The sequence below is a fragment of the Bacillus sp. X1(2014) genome (genome assembly GCF_007678255.1).
The window spans coordinates 86,683-108,336 of the sequence record NZ_VEED01000007.1; the positions used below are offsets into that span (position 1 = coordinate 86,683).

Sequence of the window (21,654 nt, forward strand, 5' to 3'; positions counted from 1 at the left end):
GGTGAAAACGTTCAGTTTTTTGTTAAAAATAATATCAATTTTTATCTTTTTCAGAAAATATTAAATAATCATACAAATCACCAAGGTCATCTTCTTCATCATATTGATAACCTTCAATGCCATTTTTCATTTGACAAGTTTTGACAGAGTTATAGGAGTGTTTTTTTCGATATTGATAGGGTGTAGTTTGAAAGGTCTCTTTAAAAAGTTTATGAAAGGTATTTAAATTAGAAAAGCCAGACTCCATTGCAATCTGAATAATGGGCCAATCTGTTTCCAGCATGGTTCGGACTGCATGTTCCAAGCGTATCCCGTTTAAATATTTTACGAACGGTTGTCCCATATGATGCTGAAAATACCTTGATAGGTAAGGAACCGTTAGTTTTTCATTTTCTGCCATTTCATTTAATGTGAGTGGATGCATAAAATTCTGTTGAATATAACTCGTGATCCTAGTAAGGCGTTCTATATCCTTTTTGCTGTTTCTATGTAATTGCTCATTATTTTTCACTCTAAATTTGCAAATAAGGCTGTAAATGATATCTAACAAGATAGAATGAATTTTTACGTCGAATCCTTCTCCCTTAGTTCTTAAGATAATCATCAATTGGGCAATTAATGATCGAATGACATTAAACTCGGATTGTTCCACATATTGAAAGGATTGGCAGAGAAACGTTTCTTTTTCAATGTTCTTGTACCATTTTTTAATAAAAGAAATTGGGATTTGGAGGACTAATAGCTTGTTATCTTCACTTGATTCAACGCCGTGAACTTCATTGCTATTTATAAGCAGCAAGTCATTTTTTTGCAAATGATACTCTTCTCTACCGACATAAACATGAATTCGCCCTTTCAGAACAAATAAAAATTCGATTCGGTCGTGCCAATGCATGGCAACATATTTCACACTGTTCATCAAAATAAACATCGGTATTTCCTCATTTAAAACAACACTTTCGTATGGATATTTCATGCGTCCTCCCCACTATTAATAAAAAAGTAGATGTGGAAAAATTTAAAAAAACCGCAAAAGGTTTTGCTATAACTTTGCGGTTACCTTGCTCACTAATAGGTTGTCTAAAGCAATTAATTTTTTATAAGTCCAAGTACGTATTTCTCCATGACTTTTAAATCATTCTCAATACTGGAGAATTTATCTCCAAGCTGTCCCTCATTTTCTACAATGGCATAACGGATGTATCCTAATTGATGTAACTTCTGATAGGTCTCCTGAAAATTTACAAGTCCGGTCCCTAGATTAACAAAATCAGTTGGTTTCACATACTCTGTGTAGATTTTCATCGTATCTAAAGTGTTTCCTTGTGGTGAAGACACAAAAATTTTAACTGGATTTACGTGCTTACCTAAGTCCTTTTGATGGACCATATCACAACGATTACCCAGTTTTTCAAGTAATACCAACGGATCATGTCCACCTCTCATCACCCATACGAGGTCTAACTCAAATTTCACATGTGCTGGATCAGTATTTTCTACGAGCAGTTCAAATAATGATGTTTCTTCTATTCTCTTAAACTCATGTGCATGGTTATGATAGTAAAAATTTAAACCCGCTTCTTTGCACTTCTTTCCAATTAGATTTAGATCTTCTGCTGCGTGAAGTGTGTCTTCACGTCCTGAAATCATTGCCATTGGGAAAACAATCGACTGACATCCAAGTTCTGCATTTTCTTGAATAATCCGATCCCAATCGGCATCCATAATTGCACTTCCTGGAGCAACACCTTCATGTGCTGAAAAAGCTTTTAACCCTAATTCACTTAACTTTTGTTTAATTACCGGAAGAGAAAAAGTATCGGTATACCGCTTTCCTGTAGAAAAATTTACTGTGATCAACTCGACATTTTTATATCCCATTTCTGCTACCTTTTCCAAGGTTCCGAAGTAATCTTCGTTTAGTTCTTTAAATACTGAGAATAAATTTAATCCAATTTCGATGGTCATATTTTCTTCTCCTTTTGAGATTATTTTTGTCCACTTAAAATCGAAACAAAGTCAGAATTTTGTCTTGCTCTCTGATTCCATGCCACACACATGATAATACTGCCTAACAAAATTACGGCACCAAATATAAATGGAACATTATATGATACATCAAATAAAATTCCCGCTAATGAGGGGCCGATAATATTTCCTAAACTGCTATAGGCATTGTTCATACCCGCAGCAAAACCCTGTTCACTTCCTGCCATCTTTGATAACAAGGTATTAATGGCTGGGCGAAGAATGGAAGTAAATAAGATAAACAAAATATTCATAAATAACATGAATAAAAAATTCCCAGAAATTAAAATAAGAACCATGGTTACAGCAGATAAGAAGAAACAAATATTAATTACTCGAATCTCATCAAAACGTTGAAGAAGCTTATCTACCAAAAGCGCCTGAATGATAACCCCAGTCAAAGCGGCGATAGTCATGATGATGGAAATATCTTTAGGTGTATACTCATATTTCTCACTAACATATATTCCAAAGATCGTTTCAAAGTTTGCCAGGCCAAACGTCATGGTGAAAATAAGTAGTAAGAGGACAAAGTAAGACACTTTAAAAGACCTTTTGATGTCATGAATCATTCCGTTTTGTTCCAACGATGAATTTCTAAACACACGCTGTTGTGCTTTTGACAATGACTCAGGTAAAAATAATAAAGAGACGATCATGGCGATTCCAGCGGCTAGTGCTGAAGCATAGAACGGTACACGTATACCGAATTCTGCTAGAAATCCACCAATTCCTGGTCCAATAACAAAACCCAGCGAAATGGAAGCACCAAGTAACCCCATCCCTTTCCCGCGTTTTTCTATTGTTGTTACATCTGCCACATACGCCATAGTAGCTGGAATAAGCAATCCTACACCGATTCCCCCAATGAAACGTGATAAATAGAGGAGCCATAGGTCGGTACCTACACTAAACAGAAATTGGGACACCATAATGATTGCTAACCCTATAATCGTAATTTTTTTCCGACCATATTGGTCTGAAAGCTTCCCACCTAGAGGTGAAAAAAGAAACTGAGTTAGTCCCGTTGCTGCTACGAGGTACCCCATATCTTTACCGCTGGCTCCGATCTCTAGAATAAATTTGGGAAGAACCGGAATCGCTAACCCAACCCCTACTAAAGCAATAAATGTGTTTATCATTAGAATTAGTAACGGCATATTCATTTTTGCCTTTAACAAATTAAACCTTTGCATTCACTTTCTCCTGTTCTAAAAACTTAAAACCTTACTTATTTATTTTACCTGCCTATTCACTCATTTCATTTCACTTTTTTAATCTCTTAATAGTGCAATCTTTATCTTTGTTTTTTTCAAATTTCTTTTAAAAACAAAGAGATTAAAAATCTAATTGTGATTTTTAATCTCTCTTTTTAACAATTTTTCTCTTATTATTCGGCTCCTTTATATTCAAACCAATCAAACTCCGCATAGTTGTTGCTTTCCTGGCCGTTCGAACTAGCAAACATGCCAAGCATTGTCCCTACCATGCCGCCAACAATCTCCGGATTTATTTTTCTCGCGTCTACGTTTTTGTAAAGTAAGTCGAGGCTTCCATCCACTTTGCCATAATAAAAGCTATAAGCTTGTCCTTCTGCAATCATGCTGAGAATGATGTCTCCACCATCCACCTCAGTAGTAGAAAGCTCAGTTTCCGTTGTTACACCTTTAAAATGCGGTTGGTGCGGGTATCCGTTAAGCTCGCTAGTACACTGGATCAACCGCAGTATTTGTTTCCCTTTTTCAAATGACCGCTCAAATCGGATTTGATGGTTAGACGCCTGCATTACAACAAGGCCTGCTGTCTCGTTCTCCGCTAATGCTTCAAAACACAATCTAACAGAGACCCGAAAGCTAGCATGCAATTGTCGGCGTCCGATAAAGCTCAAACTAGGAACGTCCTTATTAATATTAGTTGCAGCTAGGTCAATTTTGCGCAGCTCAGGGCTCATGGAACGTGGCAGTAATCTCAAAGACAACTTACTGTCTGAGAGTGTATGAAAATCATCATAAGGCGTACCAAAGAAAACCCAATCCATTCCTAGCTCTTCGCTCCCAAAATCGTCCCTTGCTAAGTTTGGGTTTGGTGTAGAAGCAGGCAATTCAGGGGCAGGATAACTCCATTCTACTTTTCCTGTACCAGGGCTTATGACAGGCCAACCGTCCTCCCAAACGACTGGTGCGATAAAGGTTTCCCTGCCAAGGTTTTTATGATATCCCTCAATCAGGCGGGAAGCTAGAATTACGGCATACCATTCTCCGTTTTTCAATTCAACGAAATCAGCGTGGCCAACATTACAGATTGGATACTGTTTCCCTAGATGTCGATGCGTCAAAATCGGATTTCCTGCATAGCCCTCATAATAATCAAAAATATTTTTACTTCTTGCGATCGTGACTGCATGGAAGTGTTCCGTACCTCCCTCAGCAATCATTAAATAATAATATCCATCCTTTTTGTAAATATGAGGAGCTTCAGGTGAAGCGCAATTATTTAAGGCTCCCCCCCATATGGTCCGTTTCTCGCCAACAAGGCGCAGATTGACCAGATCAATTTCACTGATCCAGATTTCTTGATTTCCATGTGTTCCATCCTCACTGATATCGCCTCTGGTCCCGGTGATGTATGCCTTTCCGTCTTCGTCAAAAAATAAAGAAGCATCAATGCCCGGGCAGCCCTCTAGCCAATACGGATCTGACCAAGGCCCTCGAGGATCCTTAGCAGTGACAATAAAATTCCACTTGTCACTGACATTTGTCGTAATCATATAGAAGATGCCGTCATGATAACGAAGTGTTGGGGCCATGATTCCGGCTGTCATATGATCTGCCGTCGTATGGAGTTGTGACTTTCGATCAAGGATGTGCCCAATCTGTTCCCAATTCACAAGATCCGTGCTATGAAAAATGGGAACCCCCGGGAATAGGGAGAAACTTGATGTTATCATATAGAAATCATCATCTACCCTGCAGATGGAAGGATCGGGGTAGAAACCTGGTAAAATTGGATTTTTTAACTGTTTTATCTCCATATAAATCGCCTCTTTTATATTTTTCCCACTGTGCCATTTGATATCTATTAAACTATATTAAAAAGCGATTAGTCTGAATTCACATCAAATTCTTTTACATATGGGTTATTGCTGGTATATGGCATCCATTCAATTTTATTGTTAGTGTTAGGGTCGCCATTTTTTATGAAGTTGGTCCAAGCGGTAACCATTCTTTCTGATAGTTCAAAATCAGCTGCCGAATTTGGGCGCCAATTCCTTTTTAATGTGCCAAACATGTACCATAGTTCTCCGGAATGAAAAGCACCACTATCGTCACCGGGAAGATTTCTATTAAAATAGTAAACATATGCTGGTTGTTTACCGATTTCCTCTAACTTATGACTAAAGCCGATACATCCCTGATAAATCGGTGAGTTTTCTCCACCTTCAGTTGTAACGGTTACATCATCCTTACAGCATCCCAACATATACGAGATCTCTTTTATTTCTCCTTTTTCCACCAGTTGATCATATCCGTCAGTTAATACATATCCATCCACGATCGGTGTAAAAAGTAATCCTTTTTCTCCGGCCTGCCTTTTTTGCTTTAAGAATTCATCCATTAGGAACAATAACTCTTCTGCTGTTTTTTCACGTAGTTCTTTCAAACTGTTTATTTTCCCAAATTGGACAAAGTCCTCTCCGATTTGTTTGGCATCCTGCAGGTTTTTGCCTTGAATTAGTGGATTCTTATAGCCGCCGCCGCTTTGCATAATAGCCTTCTTTATCATGTTGCCTGTAAGGTCTGAGGAAATTAACGTCTGCACACTTATTGCACCGGCTGACTGTCCGAAAATGGTAATATTTTCAGGGTCTCCCCCAAAACTCTCAATATTTTCGTACACCCATCTTAACGCCATGATTTGGTCGAATATTCCATAATTTCCGGATACACCCTTGTCATTTTCCTCGCACAACCATTCATGAGCAAGGAAACCAAATACATTGAGACGATAATTAATCGTGACTAAAATGACATTCTGGTTACAAAATGCTTCTCCGTCAAACTCCATTTCCGAACCAAAACCACCTAAAAAACCACCGCCATGGATCCAAATGGCAACGGGTAATTTTTCAGAAGAATCCTTTGCCGGGGTCCAGATATTTAAATAAAGTCCATCTTCACTGCATTCCGGCATAAACTCTGGTTTTGAATAAAACTCTTTAATATAAAAATGGATTTCTGGCGGCAATTCACTTTGCATACATTTGCTTTTAAAGGTATCTGACTGATAAATACCGTCCCACGGTTTTACTTCCACTGGTGCACGAAATCGAAGTTCTCCAACCGGGGGTTCTGCATATGGTATACCTTTATAAACGGTATAGCCATTTTCTTTTAAACCTGAAATTCCCCCATACTTTGTTTGTACGATTTCCATCTACTTTCACACCCTCTACTCGGGATACTGTTTCTTGAATTAAAGAATAAGACCCAGAAAAATACACATGATAAACTATGAAACTTTCAAGTATGCTTATTGGTGATTTGGGAATGGTTCCGTTTCGTTTTCGGTCGCCAATGGTCTTTATTGACGACCCTAGCACCGGTTCTGTTTCCCGTTTCGGTCGCCAATGGCCCTTATTGACGACCCTAGCACCGATTCCGTTTCCCGTTTCGGTCGCCAATGGCCCTTATTGACGACCCTAGCACCGATTCCGTTTCCCGTTCCGGTCGCCAATGGCCCTATTGACAATCCTAGCACCGGTTCCGTTTCCTTGTTTTGGTCACCTAGAGCACTTAATATTGATTAAACCAAAATCAAAGTTCTTTTATGCGTTCCACCAAGAACAGTATCCGCCACTGGAGGAAAATAAGAGCAGCTATAGGTATAGTTGACTTCAATTTCATGGTTTCCTGATTCCAGACCGCCTTCTTTTGCAACTGTAAGAGTGGCTGGTTCTAATAGCCCCCAGTGAACATCCCCGAGTTCGGCCATTTCTGCTTGTGCATAGGTAACTCCATTGATGGTCCAGGTAATTTGCTCTCCCAAAAAAGTTTCCCCATTAACAGTAACTGTAGCTGGGCGCAGTTGAGAAAGCCAGAGTCCTCGATAATATAGGGATCTAATGTTAACCTGAAAGCCCACGATTTCTCCCTCACGTTCCACATTTTTAAATCCTCTCGATTGAATACAAGGTTTTTCTAACATTCGCTTCTCTCCTATTCTCCCAATATTCTTTTCATCATGACATGGTGTTTCCGAACCTGTTCAACAGCATAGCCAGTCACATTTTTCTTTGGACCTTCATACTCACTTACCAAATAACCGTCCCATTTGTGCTCTATTAAAGTATTAATAATTTTCTCGTACGGAATCGTCATCTCTTTGAAATCATCTGACATCTTCACGAATTTTGCATGACAGCAATATACATAAGGCAGTAACGGAATCATATCCTCTACCGGGCTGTGATCGCTCTCAGGCATGATAAACTCGTCCGGGCCCCATTCACTGACTGGTATAGTCTGGGTTGTAAAAACACCGAAGTCGATGTTCAGTCCAAAATGTTTAGTTCCCGTCTCGTTAATAAACTCGACATAATCATCCACCATCTTGGATTTTAGAAGCGTAGGGGCATGAATTTCCGGACACATGCGCACATTATATTTTTCTGCCATTGAAAGAGCCATTTTAATAAACTCTCTCCAATTCTCTACAGGAGTAAGATCGTCATCGATTACACCTAATTTTGTACGAAGAACGGTAAATCCGAGTCTATTGGCCAGCTTGAAATCTCGCACCAACATTTCATATGATTCTTCTGGAGTAAGATTTCTTCCCTGATATAGGCGGGAATCTACCCAATGTCCATATTCAACCGGTACGATATTATATTTATTAATCAATCTGTCCCAATTTTCCAACCATTCTTCGCTAGGATTTGGATAGCCTTCAATATGCGAGTTTGCTAGGATTTCCAATCCCCTTGCACCCATATCATCCATTTCAGCAAACATATCTTCCAAACTCATCGTTACACCATATTCTCCAGCATAACTATAAAGTGAAACTCCTCGTTTTGGTTTCCTATTAACCCCCACCTGATTAGTCATTTCAACTGTCTCTCCTTTTTTAATTATTCAATAAATGATTCCGCTTACATTTAATCATACCGTTTGTTATCACTTAATCCTCTCGTTAAATTAACTTCATAGATGTAGATTTTTGTTTCTTTTATCGTCCATTTCTTTATTTAAAAATATAGGATAAAAATTAATGTATAATTCTTATCCATACAATTGATACTTTTTTACAATAAAAGCTACAAACTCATTTATTGACTAGGAGAATTTTGCCCTGTATTGTATCAAATAACGGCCCGATTACAGGGGAACGTAAATAGAAATTTTTCAAGAGAGAGAAGGGGTATGGTTAATGAAGCAATACAACACGCGTGCCATTATGGCGTCGCTGCTCATTTGCGGTTTTGTTGGTATGTTCAGCGAGACGGCACTTAACATTGCGATTAGTAATTTAATGGATGTGTTTCAAATTTCGGCTGCGACCGCACAGTGGTTGACGACGGGATTTTTGCTTACTCTCGGCATTCTGATGCCGATGACGGGGCTGCTGCTTCAATGGTTTACAACGAGGCAATTGTTTATCGGGTCGCTTGTGAGCTCTATTGTCGGCACAGTCATTGCGGCGCTCGCGTTCAACTTTGAAATGCTTATGGTCGCTCGCGTTCTACAGGCGGCAGGCATGGGTCTTTTGATTCCGCTCATGTTCAATACGATCCTCGTCGTGTATCCACCGGAGAAGCGTGGAGCCGCGATGGGCTTCGTCGGACTTGTCATCATGTTCGCGCCAGCAACCGGACCTACGGTTGCTGGTCTCCTAATCGAATATTTTACATGGCACTACATCTTCTGGCTCTCGCTGCCATTTTTGATCATTGGGCTGTTGGTAGGGCTGAAATATTTGGAAAACGTCACCGACGTAACGAAGCCTCGGATTGATCTACTGTCTGTTGTATTATCAACCATCGGCTTCGGAGGGATTGTCTTCGGTTTCAGCAAAGCAGGAGAAGGATCCGAGGGTTGGACCAGCACAGTCGTGATTACTTCGATTGCTATCGGATTAATCGCGCTCGTTTTGTTCACACTACGGCAGATGACTATGAGCGACCCGATGATGGACCTGCGCGTCTTCAAGTATCCAATGTACAATGTAGGATTACTTATGGTGCTCTCGTGTATGATGATCATTTTGTCGAGCATGATTATTCTGCCAATGTTTCTTCAAAATGGTATGAAACTGTCTGCGTTTACTGCCGGGCTCATGTTGTTGCCGGGCAGCGCGCTAAATGGTATCTTATCACCACGGATGGGACGTTTATTCGATAAGTATGGACCGAAGTGGCTCGTTATTCCCGGACTTGTTGTCGTTGCGGTAACGTTATGGTTTTTCTCCAGCATATCGACCACATCATCGGTCGCTTTTATCGTCGTCCTTCATATCGGATTAATGATCGGCATTTCAATGGTATGGATGCCAGCACAGACTAACGGCCTGAACCAGCTGCCACCTGCGCTATACCCACACGGAACAGCCGTCATGAACACATTGCAGCAGGTTGCGGGTGCGATTGGTACAGCTATCGCAATCATCATTCTTACGACTGGAATGGAGAACTATTTGCATAACTCCTCTGCACCGACTCAACAGACCGAGATGGCTAACGCTATGACGGCGGGCTCACAGCATGTGTTCTTGTTTGCTATGATCGTGACACTGGTTGGTCTCGCCCTAGCCTTCTTTATCCGCCGAGTGGTCGTCAACCATTCAGCGATGAATCCAATGCATTAATAACTATTTCTAATTTTGTCTGAGGACTTCCTAGCATCAGACAATAAAAAAGATGCCAATTCATTCTTTACTGAATAGTTGGCATCTTTTATTTGTTAACTCTTGCTGGATTCTTTAACCAACGATGCCGCGCCGATGACACCTGCATCATTTCCTAGTTGGGCTAGTTTTAATTTTGTACTTGTTTTAACCGTTGGGAATGCAAATTTAAGGAAATATTCTTCCACCCCTTCTAACAGCATCTCTCCTGCGGCTGAAACTCCCCCGCCGATCACAATGGTTTCAGGATTTAAGACATTCCCAATATTCGCGCAAGCGAGTCCTAAATAATAATAAAATTTGTCTACAATAATTAAAGCCAATTTATCTCCCCGCTTTGCTTGATCAAACACCGTCTTTGCCGTCACTTCTTGTCCATCATCAATTAACCACTTCAATTCAGATTCACCAGCATATTTTTCTGAAAAATCTCTCGCTAAACGTACTACACCTGTTGCACTGGCCACTGTTTCCAAACAACCTTGATTTCCACATGTACAATGATAGCCATTTGGCTCTACATTAATATGACCAATTTCTCCTCCTGCCCCAACCTTGCCATGAATCAGATTCCCATCTGCAATAATTCCGCCGCCAACACCTGTTCCTAGTGTAACAAAGACAACATCTGCACCATTTTCACCGGCACCCTTCCAGCGCTCACCCAAAGCTGCTACATTCGCATCATTATCGATAAAAAATGGAATTCCTGTCCCAGCTTCAATCAATTCTTTCACTGGCTGCAAAGTACTCCAATTTAAATTATATGCTCCAATAACAGTCCCTCTTTCACGATCAACCGTACCAGGTGAACCCATTCCAATTCCCAGGAATTCATCCGCTACAAGACCATATAATTCAAGACGGTGATTAATAGATTCAATAATACTAGGAACGATATTCTTTCCCTCATTTTGAATATCTGTCTCAATACTCCATTTTTGTTGGACCTCTCCTTCTTCTGTCAAAATGGCAAATTTTACTGTTGTGCCGCCTAAATCGATTCCAATTAATTTCTTCATTTTTCTCCGCCTTAGTAAAGAATACAGGTGAAATTCACCTGTATTCTCTCAAATTATTTAACTAGTATTTTTCTTTCCATTTCCAAAAGACGTTTCGTCATTAGTAAAGCCCTACCAGATAAATGATCCTCGTATTCTGCCATAATATAACCGTCGAAATCAGAATTTTGGATAATTGGTAAAATGTCCTGGTACGGAATACTCGCTTCCTCAAGATTCTCATCAATATAATGGAATTTTCCATGGAAGTGGATATTGTATGGCATGATTTTCTTTAATCCATCCAAATCAGGCTCGTTATAGAATGTAACAAACCCATACATTCCCTGAAGTGCACCCATTACCGGACCATTGGCGCCAGCATCAAGCAACTGTTGTCTTGCTTCCTCTCTAGGCACACCACCATAGCGTAATTGCGCAGCCATTTCCAGCAATTCAAGAGGAGCTCCATTAGCTAATGCCTCATCCCAATGTGGTTTATTTGGTCGAGTTGCAAAAGTTCCAAAATCAGTGACAAATCCAAGATACTTAGATCCTGTTTTCTCAATTACTTCTACATATTTTTGAATATTTGGTGATGTTGGTGTCTCAGGATTATGAATTTCAATTCCTACCTTAATCCCATAAGCTTCAGCGTAAGGAGCTAATTTGCCAAATGCGGACGGCGATAACAGGTACTGGGCACGCATGATCTTACAGCCCAATTTATTGGCAGTTTTTAAATCAATAATGGCCGATTGCAGTAATTCATCATCCGTCAAATCGCGATCAGATCTCAAGCCCCTATCCGCATTTGCTCCGTAAGACACAAATTCAATTCCATAGTGATTCGTCATCGCTTTAAATTCATTTAACACTTTGTCACTTACATATGGATAAGAAGGCAGCATTTGGGTCCCTACCAATTCAAATCCTTCTGCTCCATATTCAGCTGCTGTACGGACACAGTCTTCTAATGTAAATTTGCCTTTGACATACTCATCTGTGAAGCTATATAAAGAAACACCTAACTTAATGTTACTCATTTGGCTATAACCTCCTCTCTTATCGCTAGAGTTTTTCTGCCACAAGAATCTAGTACGGCATATTCGCGTTCAATCTTTCTTCCTGGAACTGCCATATAAGGGATCCGCAGCATCAACTTTACATCAATTTGATGTTCCCCTTCTGACAGTCCCCCTGGTTGGTAAACATTAATTGTGGCTGGTTCTATTAAATTCCAAAACTCTGAAACTAGACTTGGAAGTTGTCCTACGGTAAATTCTTTGCCGTTAAGAGAAAAAGTTAGATGATCTGGATTTACTTCCTTCCCATTTACCGTAACAGCAAACTCCTCAATACAAGATAAATAATGTCCACGATAGTTACTTAAACGGATTTGGAATTCATATCCCAGCTTTTTCCCATTCACATATGTGTTTTTCAGACTATCACCACAAACGACATCGACGAATGGCAGTTTCATACTAAATGCCATGTTTGCACCTCCTATTAGCTTAATACAGTCTCTTCCTCAAAAACAATTTCCTTACCAGTTTCTGCTGATTTATAAACTGCATCTAAAATTTTCGTTACTACAAATGCTTGTTCTGGTTTTACTAGTGGTTCTTTATCATATTTAACAGCCTCTAACCATTGTTTTGCTTCTAGTACTTCTGGCTTATTTGATCCGCCTTCAAAGAACGCAATCGCACCGCCTGCGGAGTTTTTCTCTTCTGTTAACATACCATTGCGTGAAGAATTATAAACTAACTCATTGGTACGGAAGCTCATTCCGGAATTGATTTGTGCTCCAGACTTTGTTCCGCAAAGAGTAGTAGCCGCCTCTCTAGATTCTAAAACGTTAAGCGCCCATGACGATTCAAGGAAAATCGTTGCTCCATTCTCCATTTTAATATATCCAAATGCGGAATCCTCTACCTCAAACGTTTCTGGATCCCATGGACCGAACATATTTCCTTCAACCGCTTCCGGTAAATGACCTAATTTATTGAAAACAGAACCTGTTACAGAAACTGGTTTGTAATTATCCATCATCCATAAAGTAATGTCGAGAGCATGTGTACCGATATCGATTAATGGACCGCCGCCTTGTTGAGATTTATCAGGAAACACTCCCCAAGTTGGTACGGCACGGCGGCGTAGGGCATGTGCTTTTGCAAAATATATATCTCCAAGCTCATCTTTTTCACAAGCTTTATGAAGAGATTGTACCTCTGGACGGAAGCGGTTTTGATAACCAATGGTAAATTTCTTGCCAGATTTTTTCCAAGCATCAATCATTTTTTGAGCTGCTTCTGTAGTATGAGCCATTGGTTTTTCACACATAACATGCTTGCCTGCTTCAAAGGCTGCAACCGTAATTGGGCTATGGCTCACATTCGGTGTAAGAACATGTACAAGATCAATCGATTCATCCTTCAATAGCTCACGATAGTCTTCGTAAACCTTGGCATCTGGTGTTCCAAATTCTTTCGCTGCTATTTCAGCACGTTCAATGACGATATCACAAAACGCAACGATTTCATTCATATCTTTTAATTGTGATAATGCTGGAAAATGCTTTTGATTTGCAATGCCACCGCATCCAATAATACCGATTTTTAATTTACCCATAATTTATCCTTCTCCTTTTTCTTCATTATTAATTGATTTATTTGATTAATATATTGATAAGCTATTTAAGCAAAAAACTGACTCAAATAGTTTTTACTAATTTTAATAGAATCTTTTTTAGATTTAAGTGAATCTTCAAATGCTTTGTCCTCTACTTCAATGACGGCATATCCGTGGTAACCGATATCTGTTAAGGCAGATACATATTTCCCCCAATTGACATCCCCTAGACCTGGTAATTTAGGTGAGATGTATTCAAGCGGTGTTGCCATGATTCCTACATCGTTTAATCGATCCTCGTATACCTTTATATCTTTGAAGTGGATATGGAAAATCCGCTCTTGGAATTCATAGATTGGCTTGATATAATCCATTTGCTGCCATACAAAATGCGATGGATCAAAATTCAATCCGAAGTTTTTATTTGGAATAGCTTCAAACACGCGTCGGAAGATGGCTGGTGTCGTCATTAAGTTTTGTCCGCCTGGCCACTCATCGGTAGTAAATAACATCGGGCAATTTTCAATCGCAATTTTCACTCCCAGTTCTTCAGCGTACTCCACGATAGGCTTCCAAACAGATGTCATTATTTCCAAATTTTCTTCTACTGTTTTCTTTTGGTTCCTGCCAATAAAGGTAGTTACCATGTTAATATCAAGCTTCTTAGCCGCTTCGATGCATTTTTTTATATGGACTGCATAGTAATCACTTTTTTCTCGATCCTCATCTAATGCATTGGGATAATAAGCAATGGCGGAAATTTTGATTCCTTTTGCTTCGCTATAATTTCTGATGTAATCCACATCTAAGTTATCAACATCGATATGGGTAACACCCGCATATTTCCGAGCTGCTTTCCCTATCGGCCATGCACATATCTCCACACATGAAAATTCGTTTTCAGCTGCATAATCAATTACTTCTTCAAAGCTGCATTCACTCAAAATCGCACTGTTGAATCCAAGTTTCATGCTGTCTGTTCCTCCTCCTATGTTTCTATCAAGTTTTATCTATTGATTCCGCTTACATATATATCTTAACCTCTTTTCTCAGATGTTCCCTTTCTTTAATTAACCTTATCAGGTATAGATTTTCGTCTTTTTTATCATTTTCTTTTATCAAAAATATAAATAGGATAAATATTAGACTGTTATTTTTAATCTATTTGAAAAACGATGATAGAAACAGAAAAAAGGTGCGATACACTCTGTATCACACCTCACCTATCTTTACGTCCTTAGAGATATTTTTCCAAACATTCCTGTTGGATCAATTGCGTCGTGCCAAACAATAAATGGTGGTTCTGGATGATTGAAACGATCTCTATCTAATGTAGTGGCTACTTCGACACGAATGGTATTGGTACCTTTCCTTAAGTATTTTGCCACTTCAAATACATATGGCGGGCAAACCTTTATACCTACATATTCATCGTTGATCCATAACTCTGCTGCTTCATAAATATGGTCAAAAGCTAATATCCCCTGCTTTGATATTTCCTCTATTTCCAAGGTTTTTTCGTACCTAATGATACCCGTAAAAGTTGGATCTTGTTTCGAAATCGGAATGAGTTCCTTCATGAGATTTCCTTCACCAAAATTCGGATATTCTTTGTTCTTGACCAAAGAATAATTCCAATCAGATGATAAATCTAGGCTATTTTTACAACTAGAAAGTTTAGTAGAGAATGGAATATATGTTTCGAAATTGCCGGCTTGTTCCTCAGAACTTGCAAATACAACACATGATTCATATGGTTTTAACTCTAAATAAATAATATCATTTCCATTTTCTTTTCTAACTGGCAGCTTTTCAAATTTATTTTCAAGACCGTTATAAACAAGGGCAGACTCTCCAAGCGATAATTCAATCTCGCCGCTAAAGGTCTCATGTGCGGATTCATTTTGGAACATGTAAATATTATTCTCTTTCACATAATGCAAATAAGTTAAATCCTTAAACGGCTTCTTTAATTGAATATCATAAATTCCTAAATCTTTCAGTTCATTCGCCAAATTGCTTAATGGTATCACCTTACATTCTTCCGTTACTCGTAATAGTTCTCCAGCTTCAGTTTGGTCTACTACATTAGAAATCCCTTCTGGCCTGCCATCTACAAAAATAATTTCTAAGCCATCTGAATTTTTAATAAAAGAAGCCAACTCTTTTGTAATATATTGACTATACGGTATCACTAAACAATTAAACCCTTCACCATTAATTTTTAACTGTTGATTTTCTACCTTTCCGTTATAGGAAGTTAAATCATGTAAGATATCAATTGGAACAAAATCAAAATCAAGCTGATTTTCGGTTAGCACTCTAGCTGGTTTTTGCATTTTCATATATTCCCCGGTCCATTCACTCTCGCCGTGGTATAAAACAGCAACAGGGGCAACGTGGGTACCACCATTAAAAAGATGGCATAAGCGGTTCGCATATTGCATGAGATGGGCAAAATGCTTGAACTGCGGATTATGGCCACGTGCGTAAAAATGCGGCGGACAATCAAAGTCAAGGTATTCTCGCATCGAAAAAGCGTGTGGAACAAGATAATTGATTCCACGGACAATCAAGTGGTCCAAAATATACTTCATATCCCTGACTCCAAGCTTCCATCCATAAGCACCGAAAAGTTCACACATGGTTCTCCCCTTTTTCTTCGGATCGAGATGACCATAGGAAGAACCTAGCTTACCTAATGTATAATGATAGAATTCACCATCCCCTTTGAAGACTCCCCTTCTCTCCAGACCGGCACCGCCAAAAATCACTTGACCGCCAATGACATCAATTCCCGACATATGCTGGCCGGACAAAGCTCTAAAAAAATGCCCCGCACCACTTCCTAATCGGCTATGCTGATCATTATCCTCAATAACGTGGCCAATGTATTCAACATAATGATCTTCACACCATTTTCCTAGTTGATTACTGAAGTTCTTTTCATATAAACGAGTAACGATATCCATATAGGTATATCGAGTATGGACACTTTGATTCATTTCTTTAGAGCTATTCCATAAATAGGGCAAGTACAATCGCCAATTCTCTCCAAGAGCATCGGAAAGCATAGTTTTTGCCTCTTCACTCAAAGGTAATGGCATATCTTTTCTACCAATTGATTCATTAAAGTCAAATCCATTTACATTACCGAATGCTGGCTCATCTGAAAAGAACCCGGCAAATGTCTTTCCAAACTCATCTTTGTAACGTGCATAATGGGGTTCATATACTGCTTCAAGTTGAGTACTAACGGACTCTTTATCGATCATATTAATATATTTCGGGTTGCCGCCATCTGTTTTTGTTTCATAAACGACATAAAGTCTCCATGGACCTTCTGGCAAGGTGCATGTTAAGAAATCACCTTCAACACTGTCCGTTAAATCAATTAACTCTTCATTAATAATCCCGTCTGTTACTAACTTTGCTGCAACAATACTTATTAACTTATTGTTTTTCTGCTCTTCTTTGTCTTTCGGTTTACCAATATCAAGCCATGAACTCTTTGGTTTTAACATTGGCGGAATATGTACCGTTACCTCATTTTGGGCTCCTAATATATCCAACGTATTAAAATTTATATAGGTTTTCTTTCGTTCTGGATATTTGTTTTCAATTAAGCCGTTGGCATATCCAGTTGGAAAATGGGCATCATCTAACACCCAAACACGCATACCTCGCTGCTTTGCCTCGTCCATGACGATATCGAGGTCATGCCACCAGCCAGGACCTGCAAAATCAGGGTGCGGCCTTGCCTCTACACAAACAGCCCTTATTCCGCATTCATAGATTTTAGCAATTTCTTCTCTAATTACTTCTTCCTCTTCGCCTCTCATCCAAAGAAAAGGTAAGATATAGTTTTCGTTATTATAATTGATTAAATCATGTACGGCTTGTCCCAAGGTGAAACCTCCTAATGCTTAATAAGCTGCACAATTTGTGCAGCCTATAAGCATAAATTTCTTAATTTAATAATTCATTTCGTCTTCTTAAAAGTTCGCTTGTATTTTCCATAGCCCTTGCCTTTGAAATTTTATAAAAATACATCGGAATTGTTGATAGAATAAAGATAATACCAGGTGCCAGGTTTACCAACACGTTAATTCCGTTCACTACTTCAGGGGTTTGTTCTGCATTGGCGACATAACCGATTGCTCCAAGAATAGAGGCAGCTGCAGCTCCTACGATAGCGCTTGCAATTTTGGTTGAAAGACTTGTAACGGAATAGATTGCACCATCAGCACGAATTCCAGTTTTCACCTGATGTTCATCGATACAGTCACCAACCATACTAAATACCATCGGGCTTGCAAAACCAATTGGTAAACTTGCAATGATTGTCCATACAATGATCATTGTGATATTAGTAGTCGCTGTAAAATACATGGCCATAAAGGCAATTCCTGTAATGGTTGTGCCAGTAATCATAATTGTTTTCTTTTCTAAAAACTTTGCTATGAACGGAAGGATAATGGCCCCAACTGCTCCACAGACAGACAATAGAGTAAATAAAACAGCGATTAGATCTGGGCGATGTAATACATAAATACAGTAATAAGTTAGCGTACCGATTCTTCCAAATAGTCCCACTAAAACAGTAAATAGATTTACTAAAATCAACATTAACGGTTTATTGGAACTTACAGCCTTCAGAGAATCCCTTAATGATGGTCTTTCCTCATTAACAGGCTCAATAACTTCCTTACAGTTTTTAAAGGTTAAGTATAAAAGTGGTGCTGAAACTAGTGATAAAACAATTGCTGCAAAGAAAAAACCGTTTTGTTGGTTACCATTACCTAATAGAGTAATTAGAGGCATAACCGCTGCACCTGTTAGAATACCAGCTACCTGTCCAAAGACTCCTCGATAAGAGTTTAAATTTGTTCTTTCATTCGTATCTCTAGTCATGACGGTTGCTAGTGCACCATATGGGACATTAACCACCGAGTGAACAGTACCTAATAATAAATAGGTGATTCCAGCATAGATGATCTTGCCCGTCATTGGTAAATCCGGGGTGTAAAAAGCTAATATATTTAGGGCACAAAGTGCAAATGCCCCATAAAGGATATATGGTCTAAAACGTCCGTGTTTGCTTTTCGTGCGTTCCATGATTAGGCCAAGTATTGGATCTACGAAACAATCCCAAACCCTAGCAACTAGTAAAATGATAGCAGCCACACCACCTGCGATACCGAAAACATCCGTATAAAAGAATAATAGATAGGATGACGCTAAGCTCCACACAACGCTAGCAGAAAACTCTCCAAATCCATAACTTAACTTTGTTATAAAACTAAGCTTTTCAGTATTCTGAGGTGCAACTATCTCATTTGTTTGCTGAACCACTGCATTTGCCATATTACTCCTCCTAATTTAAAGTACTGACCCCAAATTGAGTATTTCTCATTACAGTAGCTACTGTTAAAATTATATTAACTTACCGAATATGCAAGCGCCTTCATAATATTACACATATAACTTCAATATTTTAACCTCTTTAAGATTTAAAGGGCTTTCATATTAATGAGGATAAAAATTTAATGGTAATTCTTAATCTTTTGTTTCAAAATTCAGAAACTATTGACTAGAAATAGTCCATTCGAATCGCTTTTCTAGCTATTTTATCACATTATTAAATAGCTTAGATGAATAATAAATATTTGGATAATAACAATAAAAAACGCAGCCATTTAACATAAGTTAAATAGCTGCGTCTATAGGATCACTAACGGTTAAAAAAGATTAATAATCTACTACTATAAATTCTCCTTCAAGTCCTTCTTTCGAGTTTGGACCGATGCTTACTTTAAATAAACCAGGTTCAATAATATAATCCATTGCATCATTATAGAAACCAAGATTCCTGATCTCAAACTCAAAACTTACTGTTTTCTTCTCGCTTGGCATAAACTCTATTTTTTTAAATCCTTTTAACTCCTTAATCGGTCTTACTCTACTTGCAACAACATCTGTTAGATAAAGCTGTACTATTTCTTCTCCGGACCGGTCCCCTGTATTTTGCACATCTACACTAATTGTAACTTTACCTTCCTTCGTAACTTCAGAAGCTGATATTAGCAGATTTTCATATTTAAACGTAGTATAACTTAATCCAAAGCCAAAAGGATACAATGGCTCAGATGGACCGTCTATATATTTGGATGTGAATTTTATTTTACTAGCGGGTCTTCCCGTTTTAGGATGATTATAGTAAATGGGGACTTGGCCAACTGAATATGGGAAAGTAGCTACTAGTTTACCGCTTGGATTATAATCCCCAAACAAAACATCCGCTATCGCATTACCGCTCTCAATCCCCAATTGCCATGCTTCAACAATGACAGACACGTTTTCAGCAGCCCAAGGAATTGATAGTGGTCTACCATTAATTAGGACAACTACAACTGGTTTACCTGTTTGATGTAATGCCTTTAATAACTCTTCCTGGCGACCTGGCAAGTTAAGATCCATACGACTCGAAGCTTCTCCACTCATGTCAGCACTCTCACCCACAACTGCAATAATGACATCCGATTCGTTTGCTATTTGTACGGCAGTATTAAAGTCTAAATCTTCATCACCTGTTACTTCACAGCCCTTGGAATAAACGATTTCTGTATCCTTATCGACCGCTGATTGGATTCCCATCAGGACAGTAACCACATCTTCTGATTCACCAGTGATCGCCCACGTACCCAACATTTCCTTCTTATTATCGGCCAATGGCCCAATGACAGCAATTTTCTTAAGATCCTTCTTTAATGGAAGGATCTTATTTTCATTCTTCAATAAAACGATGGAACGTTGCGCCATCTTTCTTGCCACCTCTACATGTTCAGGAGCAAGTAATGTTTTTTCTTCAAGTTCACTATTCGTTCTATATGGGTTATCAAAGAGTCCTAGTTGAAACTTAATGCGTAAAACACGTCGAACTGCTTCATCTAATGCCTCTTCGTGTATATCATCGTTATTGATTTGTTCAGGTAAATCTTTTAGATATGTACCTTGACTCATGTCCATCTCCAGCCCTGCTAATAAAGACTTCTTACTAGCTTCTTTCCGATCAACTGATTCCCCATGAACCACTACTTCTGCTATTGAATTGGCATCACTTACAACAAACCCCTTAAACCCAAACTGCTCTCTTAATACATCTGTTAAAAGGAACTTGTTTACAGTACAGGGGATACCATTTAAATCGTTAAATGCACTCATAAATGTTCCAACACCCGCTTTTACAGCTGCATCAAAAGGAGGAAGATAAACCTCATAAAGAGTTTGAAGGGACATGTCCACTGTATTATAATCACGGCCGCCAATAGCAGCTCCATAAGCAGCAAAGTGCTTAGCACAGGCAAGTATTCTATCAGGATCAGAAAGTTTCTCACCTTGAAATCCTTTTACTCTTGCCTGGGCAATCACACTAGAGAGATAAGTGTCCTCCCCGGCGCCTTCTGCTACTCTTCCCCAACGAGGGTCTCTTGAAACATCAACCATTGGGGCATAAGTCCAATGAATACCTGCTGCTGAGGCTTCTTTGGCTGCAATTTCTGCAGTTTTCTCTATTAATTCCATATCCCAACTACATGCTTCTGCAAGTGGAATCGGAAAAATCGTCCTATAACCGTGTATCACATCCAAACCAAAAAGAAGTGGAATGCCTAATCTAGACTCCTCAATTGCAATTTTTTGTAATTCAATGGAAAGTTCAGCTCCGGTGATCCCTCCCATAGAACCAATCAAACCTTTTCTAACATCATCTTTATGATAATCTCTCTCCATGGCCTGAAAATCCTCATAGGAAATCTCACCTTCTACTAATTTCTCTATGATTTCGTCTTTTGTCATACCAAACGCACCAAAAATAGATGGAAGTGATTGGTTTAGTTGACCAACCTTTTCTTCTGTCGTCATTTTATCAATTAGTTCATTGATCTTATTCTCGTAATCCTCCACTATCATTTTTTCCTGGATGTTTAATTCTGCCATAGCCAAAATCATTCCTCTCTATTTTTTATACTCAAGCAAAAAAGTACCCTATAGATAGATTTTGTTTCTATCCAACCTAAAGGGT

General features: G+C 38.9%; 17 protein-coding genes. 1 reads left to right on the forward strand and 16 read right to left on the reverse strand.

What is annotated here, in order from left to right; translation table 11 throughout:
• Positions 1–34: 34 nt before the first annotated feature.
• From FS608_RS15005 to FS608_RS15035, 8 genes are all read right to left on the reverse strand, one after another.
• The gene (locus FS608_RS15005) at positions 35–976 is read right to left on the reverse strand and encodes an AraC family transcriptional regulator (protein WP_144552334.1); all 942 of its coding nucleotides are present in this window, start codon (positions 974–976) and stop codon (positions 35–37) included.
• 113 nt (positions 977–1,089) lie between these two features.
• A complete protein-coding gene (locus tag FS608_RS15010) occupies positions 1,090–1,968 on the reverse strand; it encodes a sugar phosphate isomerase/epimerase family protein (RefSeq protein WP_144552336.1) in 879 nt (292 codons plus the stop codon).
• A gap of 20 nt (positions 1,969–1,988) precedes the next feature.
• Entirely contained in the window at positions 1,989–3,224 is a 1,236-nt protein-coding gene (locus tag FS608_RS15015) for an MFS transporter (RefSeq protein WP_144552338.1), read from the reverse strand.
• 194 nt (positions 3,225–3,418) lie between these two features.
• Positions 3,419–5,059, reverse strand: coding sequence for a glycoside hydrolase family 43 protein (locus tag FS608_RS15020; RefSeq protein ID WP_144552340.1), 1,641 nt, complete (start codon positions 5,057–5,059; stop codon positions 3,419–3,421).
• Between the two features lie 68 nt (positions 5,060–5,127).
• Positions 5,128–6,462, reverse strand: a complete 1,335-nt coding sequence (locus FS608_RS15025; protein WP_144552342.1) for a carboxylesterase/lipase family protein — start codon at positions 6,460–6,462, stop codon at positions 5,128–5,130.
• A 159-nt stretch (positions 6,463–6,621) separates the two neighbouring features.
• Positions 6,622–6,786: a hypothetical protein gene (locus tag FS608_RS30305; RefSeq protein ID WP_186328742.1), complete on the reverse strand. Its 165-nt coding sequence runs from the start codon at positions 6,784–6,786 to the stop codon at positions 6,622–6,624.
• A gap of 45 nt (positions 6,787–6,831) precedes the next feature.
• Positions 6,832–7,233, reverse strand: coding sequence for a C-glycoside deglycosidase beta subunit domain-containing protein (locus tag FS608_RS15030; RefSeq protein WP_144552344.1), 402 nt, complete (start codon positions 7,231–7,233; stop codon positions 6,832–6,834).
• A gap of 11 nt (positions 7,234–7,244) precedes the next feature.
• Positions 7,245–8,138: a sugar phosphate isomerase/epimerase family protein gene (locus FS608_RS15035; protein WP_144552346.1), complete on the reverse strand. Its 894-nt coding sequence runs from the start codon at positions 8,136–8,138 to the stop codon at positions 7,245–7,247.
• A 322-nt stretch (positions 8,139–8,460) separates the two neighbouring features.
• On the opposite strand from FS608_RS15035, the gene FS608_RS15040 reads away from it, so the two are divergent.
• Positions 8,461–9,894 carry a DHA2 family efflux MFS transporter permease subunit gene (locus FS608_RS15040; RefSeq protein WP_144552348.1) on the forward strand — a complete coding sequence of 478 codons (1,434 nt, stop codon included), beginning with the start codon at positions 8,461–8,463 and terminating at the stop codon, positions 9,892–9,894.
• Between the two features lie 95 nt (positions 9,895–9,989).
• Here FS608_RS15040 and FS608_RS15045 read toward each other — a convergent pair whose 3' ends face one another.
• The 8 genes from FS608_RS15045 to bglX form a co-directional block, all read right to left on the reverse strand.
• On the reverse strand, positions 9,990–10,955 hold the full coding sequence (locus FS608_RS15045; protein WP_144552350.1) for an ROK family glucokinase: 966 nt from the start codon (positions 10,953–10,955) through the stop codon (positions 9,990–9,992).
• Between the two features lie 53 nt (positions 10,956–11,008).
• A complete protein-coding gene (locus FS608_RS15050) occupies positions 11,009–11,980 on the reverse strand; it encodes a sugar phosphate isomerase/epimerase family protein (RefSeq protein WP_144552352.1) in 972 nt (323 codons plus the stop codon).
• Positions 11,977–12,432, reverse strand: coding sequence for a C-glycoside deglycosidase beta subunit domain-containing protein (locus tag FS608_RS15055; RefSeq protein WP_144552354.1), 456 nt, complete (start codon positions 12,430–12,432; stop codon positions 11,977–11,979). The genes FS608_RS15050 and FS608_RS15055 overlap by 4 nt, the downstream gene beginning before the upstream one ends.
• A gap of 14 nt (positions 12,433–12,446) precedes the next feature.
• Positions 12,447–13,571 (reverse strand): Gfo/Idh/MocA family protein, encoded by a 1,125-nt coding sequence (locus FS608_RS15060; protein WP_144552356.1) that lies wholly within the window; start codon positions 13,569–13,571, stop codon positions 12,447–12,449.
• A 65-nt stretch (positions 13,572–13,636) separates the two neighbouring features.
• A complete protein-coding gene (locus FS608_RS15065) occupies positions 13,637–14,542 on the reverse strand; it encodes a sugar phosphate isomerase/epimerase family protein (RefSeq protein WP_144552358.1) in 906 nt (301 codons plus the stop codon).
• A 258-nt stretch (positions 14,543–14,800) separates the two neighbouring features.
• The gene (locus FS608_RS15070) at positions 14,801–17,479 is read right to left on the reverse strand and encodes a sugar-binding domain-containing protein (protein ID WP_222127357.1); all 2,679 of its coding nucleotides are present in this window, start codon (positions 17,477–17,479) and stop codon (positions 14,801–14,803) included.
• Positions 17,480–17,540: 61 nt separating this feature from the next.
• A complete protein-coding gene (locus FS608_RS15075) occupies positions 17,541–18,938 on the reverse strand; it encodes an MFS transporter (protein ID WP_144552360.1) in 1,398 nt (465 codons plus the stop codon).
• A 384-nt stretch (positions 18,939–19,322) separates the two neighbouring features.
• Positions 19,323–21,581: a beta-glucosidase BglX gene (bglX, locus tag FS608_RS15080; RefSeq protein ID WP_222127358.1), complete on the reverse strand. Its 2,259-nt coding sequence runs from the start codon at positions 21,579–21,581 to the stop codon at positions 19,323–19,325.
• Positions 21,582–21,654: the final 73 nt, after the last annotated feature.